This window comes from Pseudobdellovibrio exovorus JSS (assembly GCF_000348725.1).
In the GTDB taxonomy this organism is placed as follows: Bacteria; Bdellovibrionota; Bdellovibrionia; order Bdellovibrionales; family Bdellovibrionaceae; genus Pseudobdellovibrio; species Pseudobdellovibrio exovorus.
This window is the reverse complement of record NC_020813.1, coordinates 1639970-1651975: the sequence shown is the minus strand read 5'-3', so window position 1 is coordinate 1651975 and position 12006 is coordinate 1639970. Positions and strand designations below refer to the sequence as shown.

Sequence of the window (12006 nt, the reverse complement as noted above, 5' to 3'; positions counted from 1 at the left end):
GATGTGCCAGTTAGGACAAAATTATGAAAAATAAAACGTCAATTATTGTATTTGCTACCTTGTTTCTAATGGCCATTCTATCCCGTTGGGTTTCACACTATTGGAACTTTACGGTGCTGGGAGGGGCTTTCTTATTAGCAGGTGCCTACTTTGCGGATAAAAAAATCTCTGTAGTTTTAATGTTGATGGTTTTGTTGGTCAGTGATGCGGTTATTGGCTTCCATGCGCAAATGCCTGCGGTGTATTTTTCATATTTCTTAGTGGTCGCTTTAGGCTTTTTGCTTAAGGTTGATTCGGCTCGCTACAAAGTTTTTGGCTGTGCTCTTTTAGGCAGTGCTTTATTTTATTTAATCACGAATTTCGCGGTTTGGTATTCTGGGACTTTATATCCTCTGACACTGCAAGGATTGAAAGATTGTTATGTTATGGGGCTTCCATTTTATCGTAATCAGCTTATTGGTGATTTGATGTCATCAATGATTTTCTTTGAAGTGGCTCGTCGCGTGTTAGCTGTTGCTCCATCAGCTTCAACAGCTCAACAAAAAAATTAGAACTTTAATTTTTAAATTAAGATCGCGCGTCGTTCACTAAGCGCTGTCTTCAAGAGTTCATTCTTACTGCGCCCCACATAGTTAACATGGCCCATTTTTCGGCGAGCACGGCTCGTGGGTTTATCATACCAATGTAAAGAACCCGTTGGGAATTTTTTGATTAAGGGAACACGAGCTGATTTCCCCAGTAGATTGACCATCACAAAAGCAGGGAAGCGAGACTTCACTTCTGGTAATGGCATGCCAAGGATACAGCGCAGGTGCAATTCAAATTGATCCACACTTAAGGCGTCCTGTGAAAAGTGGCCTGTGTTATGAACCCGCGGAACGATTTCATTGATCACTAGCTCTGATCCTAAATCAAAGAGTTCAAAAGTAATAACACCTACGTAATTAATATCATTTAAAAAGTGGGCTATGCCATCGCGCAGTTTCTTTTCGGCAGGGTGTGAGGCTGGGCCGACTACATAATCACATTGATTGTTATTTTGTACGGATTGAATCATCGGCAGATGAACGATCTCGCCTGTTAGACTACGGGCAAAGATCAAAGCCTTTTCAGATTTGAAATTAACCACAGGTTCGATGATGTAATTAATCTCGTCACCTTTGATCGTTTTACGAAAAGCTTTGAGCTCTGGCATATTGCGAACTGTAAATGTTTGATTTCCATCGTAGCTGCCAGTGCGTTTCTTAAAAACGACTCTATGTTGAAAGGCTTCAAAGGCAAGGTCAATTTCATCGCGTGAGTGGATTTTAATATGTTCAACTGTGGGCAATCCATAATCGTGGAGCCATTCTTTTTGAAGAAGGCGATCTTGAAAATGAGCTAAACACGAAAGACTTGGGAAAATTTTAACAGAGCGGTAATCGTGTAGAGACTTTTTTAAAAAGGCAGCTGGAATTAAATCGCTTTCAAATGTCAGAACATCGGTCAGGCGAGCCATAAGACGCACATCTTTGGTTGAGTCCAACTTTCCTTTAACCCAGCGAGTGCAGACTTTAACGGCGGGGTCTGTGGCTTTTTCAGCTAAAACGATTGTGTGCAGCCCCATTTGGTGAGCCTTTAAAACCAGCATGCGAGCTAATTGTCCGCCGCCTAAAATACCGATTGTTTTGCGATGTATAGACATATTCAGATTCAATACTTTTTTTTCACAGAAATAAAGTGTAAAAAGCTTCAGTATGCGAAATGTGACAGATTTGAATTTTCCGCTTTGTCTGGCGCCGATGGTGGGGCTAACCCATGTGGGCTTAAGACGTCTTATTCAGGATTATATGCCTCGGAATGCGACGACCCATTGGCCAACAGAGATGTTGAATTCAAGACGAGTCCCCAAAGAGAACTTGAAAACCACACCCGAAACACTAAGACGGGCCGAAGAAAGTTTCTTGGTACCACAAATTTTAGGAAATGAAGAGCTTCCTATCTCTGAATCAGTGAAGCGGCTGACCTCGGAATGGGGAGCTGCGGGTATTGATATCAATATGGGGTGCCCTGTTCAGAAAGCATTAAAACATAACTATGGTGTTTCGCTAATGGGTGATGTTTTGTATGCGGCCCGCGTAGTTGAGTACACCAAAAAACATTCGACTGTTCCCATCTCGGTGAAGTTACGGGCTGTGGGAAGCCAGAAGACGGTTCCGGAGCTGATTCAATTTGTAAAAACCTTAGTCGATGCTGGTGCGGATTGGGTGACTTTGCATCCTCGTACAGCAGAGCAAAAACGCCGTGGGTCTTCTGATTGGACACAGATAGGTGAACTTAAAAAGCATCTGACAGTTCCCGTGATTGGCAATGGAGATATCCAAGTGGCAGAAGATGTTTTTCGCATGTTAAATGAAACCAAAGCCGATAAAGTTATGGCAGGGCGAGCTTTAGCAGCTCGTCCGTGGATGATGTGGCAAGTGGGAGCTGAGCTTGGATTTGAGGCTCCGATTGGATTTGAGTCTTTGAAACCACCACAGACTCCTGATGAAGAAGGGGCTGAGTATGGCCGCTGTCTTTTACGCCTGATTGATTACTGCGAAGAGGCTTTTATGGCGGAAGCGGGAGCTTCAGAGTCTATTACACTACGTAAAATTCAGTTTTATATTAAGACAACACATGTGTGGTTGGAATTTGGGCATTCGTTGATGGCAAAAGCCAGTGGTTGTAAAGCCTTAGTGGATCTAAGAGTTGCGGTGACGGATTTCTTTAGTCGTCCGCAGGCGATGTGTGCTAGAACGGAATTGCGTCAATAGTGTTTCAATAAAGGGGTTTGTGATGAACGGGAAAAAATTTATTGCGGGTTTTATCGTAGCCGTCGTTTTGACCAGTATCGGTATGGGGATTTGGATGCAGCACGCCTATGACAATCGTCCTCAAATTAACCACGAACAAAAATAAGAATAAAAAAAGCAGAGCCAGCGCTCTGCTTTTGATTTTTTGAACTCAAACTCAGTTTGTTCTTATTACGAATTCAGAAGAGCGTCTAACTTTCCTTCTTCTTCCAAAGCTTTAAGATCGCTATAACCACCGATCAACTGATCGTTGATAAAAATCATCGGCACTGTTTGCCAGCCTGTTTTTTCTTTCCACGTTTGAAGTTCATCAAGGTTGTTTGTAAGATCGACGATTTCAACCTCTAAGCCTCTACCATTAAAGAAGTTCATCGCGCGATCGCAATAGGGACACGGATTTTTTTTAATCATTTTGATTTTAGCTGTTTGTTTCATAGACTTTAATATAACTGAAATCTTCGATTGGGTCTAGAGCAATAGATTTTTTCTATAAAGAGCTGATTCGCTGCTCAAACTCTATTGGCTTGGTGATCACTTTGAGCTCATCAAACAGGATATTGAATTCAGGGGCTGTATGGGCCAATTGCTTCAGCCATCCTTTGGTGCGCGCCACAGCAAATGGAGCGCTGACATAGTTCGAGCTGGATTCAAAGAAACGGGGCAAAAGCACCTTGATGTCGTCGTAGGTAGAGGGAGTTTCGTTTAAAGAGTCTTTAATTTTTTTAAATAAAAAAGGATCGCGTAAAGCGGCGCGGCCAATCATGTAGTCCTCTGTTTGTGCTTGCGCATGGCACTTTTTGAAATCTTGCACACTCCAGATTTCTCCGTTGGTGACTAAGCGGATATTCGATACCTCTTTGATTTTGGCGATCCATTCCCAATAGGCTGGAGGTTTATAACCATCAGTTTTGGTACGACAGTGTACGGTGAGCCAGTCGGCTCCGGCTGCCTCAACGGCTTTCGCATTTTCAAGACAAGCATTGGGATTATCAAAGCCGAGGCGTATCTTGGCGGTGACGGGAGTTGTAAGAGGCACCGCTTTGCGAACAGCACTGACGATATTGTAAATGCGATCTGTATATTGCAAGAGGGCGGCTCCACCATCGTGGCGATTGACTGTTTTGGCGGGGCATCCGAAGTTGAGATCAACACCAAGGGCTCCTAGCTCTACAGCGCGTACAGCATTGGCTACTAAGGGATCGACTTTTCCACCTAAAAGTTGAATGAAGACGGGGGTGCCGCTGCGGGTGCGTGAGCCTGTTAAAAGTTCGGGACAGTTTTTATAAAAGACTTCGTCCGAATGTAGATGATCTGTGACGCGTAGGAATTCGGTCACACACTGATCAATGCCTCCCAACTGTGTCAGCAGATCGCGCATCGCCCAGTCTGTGACGCCTTCCATAGGAGCTAGAAAAAGTTTAGGAACTGAAAAGGTACTCACACTCAACTAGCTTTGCTGTCCAAGTTTTTGGAGATGCTGAAAATCCTTAGCTTTAACGGGCTGAATAGAAAGGCGTGACCCTTTTTGGATGACCATCATCTCGGACAATTTAGCATCTTTGCGGATTTCTTCTAGGGATACAAAGTGAGGGAACTCGCTGACAAATTTCACTTCCACGCAAAACCAAATAGGCTTTTCTTTTGTGGCTTTGGGATCGAAGTATTCTGACTTTTTATCAAACTGAGTAGGGTCGGGAATGGCCGCTTTGCTAACAGTGGCGAGGCCGGCAACTCCTGGAGGAGTGGCATTCGAGTGATAAAAGAGCACTAAGTCACCGACCTGCATTTCTTTTGTCATAAAGTTACGCGCTTGGTAGTTGCGAACGCCTTCCCAGAGTGTTGTTTTATTTTTCTTTAGGTCTTGGATAGAAAAAACATCGGGTTCGCTTTTCATAAGCCAATATTGTGATGATGAATTAAGAGTTGTTTTTTTATTCTCTGTATTTGCGCCCATAGAATACTTTCTTCAAGATAAACTTGAACCTCAAGGAGGCCTTGCTTAGACTGTATAATATGAAAAAAAAGCAAAATAAAGATATAAATCCCTACGTGGTCATCACAGGGGCATCTGCAGGTATTGGAGAGTCCGTAGCATTGACCTTGGCTGCACAAAAGCAGGGGCTTATCCTGACTGCGCGTCGTCTAGATCGATTAAAGGCTCTAAAGAAAAAGTGTCTTCAGGCTGGTGCTCCAGATGTGCACATATTTAAGTTGGACATTCAAAACCGAATCCAAATCGAAAAGTTATCCAAAGAGTTAAAAAAGAAAAAACTTAAAGTAAAAACTTTAGTGAACAATGCGGGCTTAGCTAAAGGAGTAGAGCTTTTACAGAATTCAAATCCAGATGACTTTGATAGTATGGTGGATACGAATGTAAAGGGACTGCTTTATATGACTCGCGCCTTATTGCCCGAGGTTATAGCGCAAAAGGGACACATAGTGAATTTGGGCTCTGTAGCTGGACGTCTTGTCTATGAAGGCGGTGTTGTTTACTGTGCGACGAAGTTTGCGGTTCGTGCTATTAGCGATGCTCTAAGAATGGATTTAAAAGGGACCGGAGTGCGTGTGACGAATATCGAGCCGGGTATGGTACAGACAGAGTTTTCGGTTGTTCGCTTAGGAAATCAGCAAAAAGCAAAGGGTGTTTACGAGGGAATGATGCCGCTTAGCGCTCAGGACGTGGCGAATACAATTTTGTGGTGTTTGAGTCAGCCTCCTCATGTTAACATCTCTGAACTTGTCATTTATCCAACAGATCAGGCCAGTGTGGGCCAGGTCGTTCGGGGCGATAAAAGTATAAAAAATTTAGTACGTCAGTAAACGTCATGTGAACGAAAGGTTTTTTTATGTCACAAGAATTCAGAGTTGAAAAAGACACGATGGGTGAAGTTAAAGTTCCTGCGCAGGCACTGTGGGGAGCTCAAACACAAAGATCTACTGAAAATTTTCGTATTGGTGGAGACCGCTTTCCACGCGAAATGATTCGCGCTTTAGGTGTTTTAAAAAAATGTGCGGCTTTGACGAATGCTGAACTCGGTTTGTTAGATAAGAAAAAAGCTGAATTTATTATTAAGGCAGCTGATGAGGTGATTGCGGGTCAATTGGATCAGCACTTTCCATTAGTGGTTTGGCAAACGGGTTCAGGCACACAAAGTAACATGAACTCAAATGAAGTTATTGCGAATCGTGCCATGACGATGCAGAACTTAACTTTGCCAAATAAAGAAATTCATCCGAATGATGATGTGAATAAAGGCCAAAGCTCGAATGACACCTTCCCAACAGCGATGCATATCGCGGTGGCAGAGCGAGTCCATAATCGTCTATTGCCTATGTTGGAAAAACTTTACAAAGCTCTGGATGCAAAAGCGCAAGAGTTTAAACCGATTGTTAAAATTGGTCGTACACATCTGATGGATGCAACACCATTGACGTTAGGACAAGAGTTTTCAGGTTATGCGACTCAGATGAAAAATTCTATCCAAAGAATTAAAAACACTTTACCGCATTTGCATGAACTAGCTTTGGGTGGAACAGCTGTGGGAACGGGTTTGAACACTCATAAAGACTTCGCAGTGAAAGCAGCGGCGGCGATTGCAGCTGAAACTAAAATTCCATTTGTGACAGCTCCTAATAAGTTTGAAGCTTTGGCTTCACACGATGCTTTAGTTGAAGTGCATGGTGCTTTGAAGACCATCGCGGTTTCATTGATGAAAATTGCCAACGACATCCGTCTTTTGGGAAGTGGACCTCGTTGTGGTTTTGCAGAACTGAATTTGCCAGAAAATGAACCTGGATCTTCTATCATGCCAGGTAAAGTGAATCCGACACAAAGTGAAGCGATGACAATGGTGTGCGCGCAAGTTCTAGGAAATGATGTGGCTGTGAATGTGGGCGGGGCGACTGGACACTTTGAATTAAATGTTTTTAAACCAGTGATTGTATTTAACTGCTTAAATTCAATCCGCTTAATTGCTGATGCTTGTGAAAGTTTTACGGATCACTGCGTGACAGGAATCACAGCGAATACACAACAAATTAAAAAGCACTTGGATAATTCGTTGATGCTGGTGACGGCGCTGAATCCACATATTGGATATGACAACGCAGCCAAAATTGCGAAGACAGCTCATAAAAATGGAACGACCTTAAAAGAAGAGGCTGTGAATCTGGGACTTATGACCGCTGAAAAATTTGATCAAGTGGTTCGCCCAGAGACAATGATCGGACCTTTGGGTTAATGTTAGCGTCGATTAATCCTCTTTTATTGAAATCAGAATGGATGCATACGGGCGATATCCGCCCGTATGTTTTTGTCAGACCTGAGAATCAAATTGAACAGCCGGGAACACGTCATAAGTTGGACTGGTTTCAGTTTGAACCGATTTATAAAAACCCATTGGACTTAAAAGAATTACCTTTTGCTGAAGCGATCTATCAGATTGAATGGAAATCTTTTGGGCATCAGTCACTCTCTATTCCAAGATGGACTTTCTATGACTGTGCGGCTATGCCGGGCTTCATTGCGGGTTTCGCAGGAAGAACCAGTAAATTACCTCGTAAAATATTAGAGCTACTGAATTACTCGGATGAGCATGAGTGGTGCCCTTTATCATTATTTATTATTATCCCGACTATGCGTAAAGGCGAGTGGGTTGCTTACGACTTATGCGCTGTAAACTCAATGCTTCCAAAAGAAGAGCAGTATTATGGTTTAGGTTTCTTATCGAAAGCCTTTGGTCTTTGGTATGCGAATGTAGAGCAGTGTTCAGGTATGACTCAATGGGGAAGTCCTGCGCTGAAGTTGCATTCCCACTATGGTCATATGGAAGTGATTGGCTCCTATGCTCCGTTACATACACACGCGAAAACAATGACTTATCGCTGCGAAGTGAATACGGATTGCTGGGAAAAATTCTATACTCGTGAAAATGATCTGGCCTTTCTTGAAAAGTATGGTCCGACAAATTTAGTGATCGATCCGACTAGTGAAGAGTCCATGATTGAATTACAAAATCGTATTCAAAATAAAGAGGGGCCATTTTATTTGAGCGCCCTTGAAATAGCCCAAAAGAATTTAAAAGAAAAATTAACAATTTACAAAATCAAACAGGACAACTCTTAACAAGGATAGTTTATGGCAGAATTGACATTACCAGCAGTAGCAAAATCATTTTTCACACTTTGTAAAAAATGTGATGCTGATCGCTACCATCGCGTTTTAACACATACTTCTTCAACATCAGCTAAGATTGAGTGCGAAGTATGCCATAGCAAAAAAACGTACACTTTACCAAAACCAGGCGTAGTTCGTAAGAAAACAAGCACTACAGGTCGTCCAGCAGCTCGCCGTAATACACATGCAGATGAGTACAATCAATTAATGATGAATCGTGGCTCTGAGCAGGGATTAGCATTTAGTATTCGCACTAAATATTCAATCGACCAAAAAATTGATCATCCAAAGTTTGGCGCAGGATTTGTTAAAAATGTTCAATCTGATCGCGTCGATGTTATGTTCCAAGATGAAGTCAAAACGCTGATCCACAATAAACAATAAGTTTCATCGTCAGAGCGGGAAAGTTTAAAAATCGATGGATTGGTACGAGGGTTTAAATCCTGAACAGTGTGCGGCTGTAGCTCATAACTATGGGCCGCTTTTGATTTTGGCGGGTGCAGGCTCGGGCAAAACGACTGTGCTTGTATCCAGAACGGGACGCCTTATTGCGGAAGGGATCGCACCCGCATCGAAAATCTGTGTTCTTACTTTTACCAATAAAGCCGCACGTGAACTGAAGCATCGTGTGCAATTAAAAATTGGCGCTAAAGCTAAAGGTCTTTGGGCAGGGACTTTTCATTCATTCGGGTTACAGCTCCTCCGGAAAAACTACAAACGTGTGGGACTTTCTGCCAACTTCGGAGTTCTGGATCAGTCGGATACGGCTGCCATTATTAAAGAGCTAGTAAAAGACATTCGTACCACTAAAGAAAAATTCGATGCGGATAAACTGGCTAACTTAATTAATCTTATCCGTGCAGGTAAAAAACTGCCTCCAGGTTATTTGGAAGAGTACCACGAGTTAGCTGAAGTCTTGGCTCCGAAATACGAAAAAAGATTAAAAACTTTGGGTGTAACTGATTTCGAAGGACTGCTTTTAGAACCCTTACGCCTATTCAAAAATCACCCTGAAGTTCTAGATGGACTGCAAAATCATTTCTCGCAGATTATGGTGGATGAGTTTCAAGATACAAATTTAGAACAATTGAATTTGATTAATGCCATTTCATCAGGTCATAAAAACCTGACAGTGGTCGGCGATGATGATCAATCTATCTATGGTTGGCGCGGAGCTGAAATCAATAATATCCTGAACTTTCCCCACAGCTATGAAAATTGCGAAGTTGTTAAGTTAGAAAGAAATTACCGTTCGGTCTCGGGTATTTTAGATCTAGGCAACGAAGTGATTTCGAAAAATGCGAAACGCCACGGAAAAATTTTAAGATCAACTAAGTTAGATGGTTCAAAAGATAAACCTGAAGTGTTTGTTTTAGAAAATGAAGACGAGGAATCTGACTTTGTTGTGCGCGAGATCACTCACTTCAGAGGATTGAACTACCAATTTGGTGATATCGCTATTTTATATCGTTCTAATACTCAAGGGGCCTTTATTGAGTCGGCGTTAAGACGGGCACAAATTCCCTATGCCATTTCAGGTGGTACATCCATCTTTGACCGCAAAGAGGCCAAAGATTGGTTGGCCTACCTCAAACAGTCTATTTGGCCGGATGAGGTCAGTTTAAGACGTATTATTAATACGCCTCCGCGTGGAATCGGCGAGACCACTTTAGATAAACTGACTGAGTTTGCGGACAAAAATAATATAGATTTTCAAGAGGCCTGTAAGCGTTGGAAAGAAGCTGAAGTTCCTGAAAAGACAGGCGAAGCCATTGATAATTTATTGAAATGGCTGTGGACTTTCCCGCAGCGACTTTTAGATGACGAAGCTATCGGTAAAACGATTTCTGAGCGCTTTCAAATTTTAGTGCGTGAGTCTGGGTATCGGGATCATCTGGCACAGACTTCTGCGGAAGGGCATGTATTCGAAAAGCGCTGGCAGGTGATCGAAATTGTCGGGCGTATCATTGAATCATTTGTCAACAAACGGGAATCGAGCGTCGGCACACTCAAGGATTTTATTGATGCCATGTTATTACGTGATGATCCGAATGAAGATACTGAAAAGAATCAAGTTCAATTGATGACCATGCATGCGTCGAAGGGACTAGAATTTCCTGCGGTTATCCTCGTCGGCGTAGAAGAAGATTTACTGCCGCACAAGCGATTGGGTGGGGATATCGATGAAGAACGTCGATTGTTTTATGTTGGTATTACTCGGGCGCAGAAGAAATTAACTTTAACTTATTGTCGCCAAAGAAAAAAAATGGGACAGATCAAGCCTGTTTTCGCTTCACGATTTTTATCGGATTGTTCTAAAGAGTTGTATGAGTTTTATGAACATGGTTCACGTCCTATCAGTGGTGAAACCCGCGAAGCCATGGTCAGCGATTTTTTAAAAAAACTCAGCGAAAAACCAAAGTGATTTTTAGTTTTTAAATTTTAAATTAATCTTTTAAATTAAGTGTGAAAGTAGCGATCTAAGTTGTAGGGCGAACTCAATTTGTAGTTTTTTGTCCTAAAAACGAATTCTAATTTCTCGGCATGCAAGTGCATGCGAGATTCCCCGTAGCGTGAAGAAATATTGTCGTTGTACTTTTTGTCGTTGTAACGGGAATCCCCTACAATAGGCTGTTTAGCTAGGGCTGCGTGTTTACGAATCTGATGCTGACGTCCTGTTAAGAGTTCAACTTCAATTTCAGTGAAATAGCGAGATGAGCGAACCCTTTGTACCCGTGTCGCGCAGGCCTTTCGCTCACTGGCCGCTCCTTGGGGATTCTGGCGGCCTTCGGCTTTATCCGTTAAGGGCCATGTCCACTCTGTCTGTTCAGTCTCAGTCTGCTGAGTGGGCTGCTTCCATTCACCGCGCAAGAGGGCTCTGTAAAACTTTTTTCCACTTTGCATAGATTCTACAAGCTCGGTGTGAAGTTCTGGTTTGAGGGCTACCAGAAGTAAACCCGATGTTTCTTGGTCGAGGCGATTCACGAAGTGTAGAGGTTTATTGGATTTTTTCAAAAAATCGGCCACAGACGGATTCTGATTGTGGACACTATATCCTGCGGGCTTGTTTAGTACGATGAAAAATTCATTTTCCTCTAATATTTGAATCATGGTAGAATATTTGCCATAGAGGTTTATATGATTCAAGAAAATGACGTAAATGCAGGTGGAAATAAAACGGAAGAAACAGCCGAGGTGGCTGATGCGGCAAAAATAGCTGCGACGGAAGCAGAGGCTCAAGCAACTACTGAATCTGCAGATGAAACTGTAACTGAAGTGGAATCAACGTTGGACGCGTCTTCGGATGAAGAATCCAGTGAAACTCAAAATGACAACTCTCATGATAATTCCTCTGATAGCTCATCTGACAATTCATCAGAGGATTCTGAAAAAGCCAAAGTGACCATTGATTTTCCTTACAGTGAGGTTTTGCGTGCGAAGGTGCCAAAAGCTTTTGAAGTGGCTGAAAAAGTAGCGACTGACTGGAAGAATGAAGGTGACTTCACTGACGTGGGAATTACACATCCGATGGCAGGTATTGTGGCGTCTCAGGCCCTATTAAAAGCCAAAGATGTTGAAAAGAAATTAGAAGAAAAAGGCGTTTTCACTATGGCTAAAATGGGCCTAGAAATCGCTAAGTCACAAGTTAAATCCCAAGTTGAAAATATCAAAAGCAAGATCAAGTAATGTCGACGCGAGATGAAAGAATTCTACAGGCTTTGGTGGAATTAAAGCCTGTAGATATCAAATTAGTAAATGACAGTCATAAACACGCTGGGCACACGCAACATTTAGGTGGTGCTGGTTTTACAGGTGACACCCACTACAAACTTCAAATTGTCAGTGATCTCTTTAAAGGAGTTTCACGCATTGATCGTCAGCGTATGGTGATGGATTTGTTAAAGCCTGAATTTGCTTCGGGGCTGCATGCGTTGGAAATCAAAGCCCGTTCCCCTGAAGAGGTTTGAACTGGTCCTTTAAGTTGTTGATATCGGT

The 12006-nt window shown here is 42.5% G+C and carries 15 protein-coding genes; 10 read left to right on the top strand and 5 right to left on the bottom strand.

Annotated elements, in window-relative coordinates; genetic code table 11:
- Positions 1-23 precede the first annotated feature (23 nt).
- Positions 24-551, top strand: coding sequence for a DUF6580 family putative transport protein (locus tag A11Q_RS08195; protein ID WP_015470339.1), 528 nt, complete (start codon positions 24-26; stop codon positions 549-551).
- Positions 552-562: 11 nt separating this feature from the next.
- Here A11Q_RS08195 and A11Q_RS08190 read toward each other — a convergent pair whose 3' ends face one another.
- Positions 563-1684 (bottom strand): ATP-grasp domain-containing protein, encoded by a 1122-nt coding sequence (locus tag A11Q_RS08190; RefSeq protein WP_015470338.1) that lies wholly within the window; start codon positions 1682-1684, stop codon positions 563-565.
- A gap of 52 nt (positions 1685-1736) precedes the next feature.
- Here A11Q_RS08190 and A11Q_RS08185 point away from each other — a divergent pair, with 52 nt between their 5' ends.
- Both A11Q_RS08185 and A11Q_RS14030 read left to right on the top strand, forming a co-directional pair.
- On the top strand, positions 1737-2795 hold the full coding sequence (locus A11Q_RS08185) for a tRNA-dihydrouridine synthase family protein (protein ID WP_015470337.1): 1059 nt from the start codon (positions 1737-1739) through the stop codon (positions 2793-2795).
- 22 nt (positions 2796-2817) lie between these two features.
- Complete coding sequence (locus tag A11Q_RS14030; RefSeq protein ID WP_015470336.1) at positions 2818-2940, top strand: hypothetical protein; 123 nt, start codon at positions 2818-2820, stop codon at positions 2938-2940.
- Between the two features lie 65 nt (positions 2941-3005).
- Here the strand turns inward: A11Q_RS14030 and A11Q_RS08180 are convergent, their stop codons facing one another.
- Genes A11Q_RS08180 through A11Q_RS08170 form a run of 3 tightly spaced genes read right to left on the bottom strand, consistent with a single transcriptional unit; the run spans position 3006 to position 4788 of the window.
- A complete protein-coding gene (locus A11Q_RS08180) occupies positions 3006-3269 on the bottom strand; it encodes a glutaredoxin domain-containing protein (RefSeq protein ID WP_015470335.1) in 264 nt (87 codons plus the stop codon).
- A 52-nt stretch (positions 3270-3321) separates the two neighbouring features.
- Positions 3322-4275 carry a tRNA dihydrouridine synthase gene (locus tag A11Q_RS08175; protein WP_235044591.1) on the bottom strand — a complete coding sequence of 318 codons (954 nt, stop codon included), beginning with the start codon at positions 4273-4275 and terminating at the stop codon, positions 3322-3324.
- A 6-nt stretch (positions 4276-4281) separates the two neighbouring features.
- Positions 4282-4788: an EVE domain-containing protein gene (locus A11Q_RS08170; RefSeq protein ID WP_015470333.1), complete on the bottom strand. Its 507-nt coding sequence runs from the start codon at positions 4786-4788 to the stop codon at positions 4282-4284.
- A 59-nt stretch (positions 4789-4847) separates the two neighbouring features.
- On the opposite strand from A11Q_RS08170, the gene A11Q_RS08165 reads away from it, so the two are divergent.
- Genes A11Q_RS08165 through A11Q_RS08145 form a run of 5 tightly spaced genes read left to right on the top strand, consistent with a single transcriptional unit; the run spans position 4848 to position 10435 of the window.
- The gene (locus A11Q_RS08165) at positions 4848-5654 is read left to right on the top strand and encodes an SDR family NAD(P)-dependent oxidoreductase (protein ID WP_041575181.1); all 807 of its coding nucleotides are present in this window, start codon (positions 4848-4850) and stop codon (positions 5652-5654) included.
- A 26-nt stretch (positions 5655-5680) separates the two neighbouring features.
- Positions 5681-7075, top strand: coding sequence for a class II fumarate hydratase (gene fumC / locus A11Q_RS08160; RefSeq protein ID WP_015470331.1), 1395 nt, complete (start codon positions 5681-5683; stop codon positions 7073-7075).
- Positions 7075-7959 (top strand): hypothetical protein, encoded by an 885-nt coding sequence (locus A11Q_RS08155; RefSeq protein ID WP_015470330.1) that lies wholly within the window; start codon positions 7075-7077, stop codon positions 7957-7959. Before fumC ends, A11Q_RS08155 begins: the two co-directional genes overlap by 1 nt.
- 12 nt (positions 7960-7971) lie before the next feature.
- The gene (locus A11Q_RS08150; RefSeq protein WP_015470329.1) at positions 7972-8394 is read left to right on the top strand and encodes a hypothetical protein; all 423 of its coding nucleotides are present in this window, start codon (positions 7972-7974) and stop codon (positions 8392-8394) included.
- A gap of 34 nt (positions 8395-8428) precedes the next feature.
- Entirely contained in the window at positions 8429-10435 is a 2007-nt protein-coding gene (locus A11Q_RS08145; RefSeq protein WP_015470328.1) for an ATP-dependent helicase, read from the top strand.
- Positions 10436-10470: 35 nt separating this feature from the next.
- On the opposite strand, the gene A11Q_RS08140 is transcribed toward A11Q_RS08145, so the two are convergent.
- Positions 10471-11121, bottom strand: coding sequence for an RluA family pseudouridine synthase (locus tag A11Q_RS08140; RefSeq protein WP_015470327.1), 651 nt, complete (start codon positions 11119-11121; stop codon positions 10471-10473).
- Positions 11122-11148: 27 nt separating this feature from the next.
- Between A11Q_RS08140 and A11Q_RS08135 the strand changes: the two genes are divergently transcribed.
- Both A11Q_RS08135 and A11Q_RS08130 read left to right on the top strand, forming a co-directional pair.
- A complete protein-coding gene (locus A11Q_RS08135; protein WP_015470326.1) occupies positions 11149-11697 on the top strand; it encodes a hypothetical protein in 549 nt (182 codons plus the stop codon).
- Complete coding sequence (locus A11Q_RS08130; protein ID WP_015470325.1) at positions 11697-11978, top strand: BolA family protein; 282 nt, start codon at positions 11697-11699, stop codon at positions 11976-11978. The genes A11Q_RS08135 and A11Q_RS08130 overlap by 1 nt, the downstream gene beginning before the upstream one ends.
- The last annotated feature ends 28 nt before the right edge of the window (positions 11979-12006 follow it).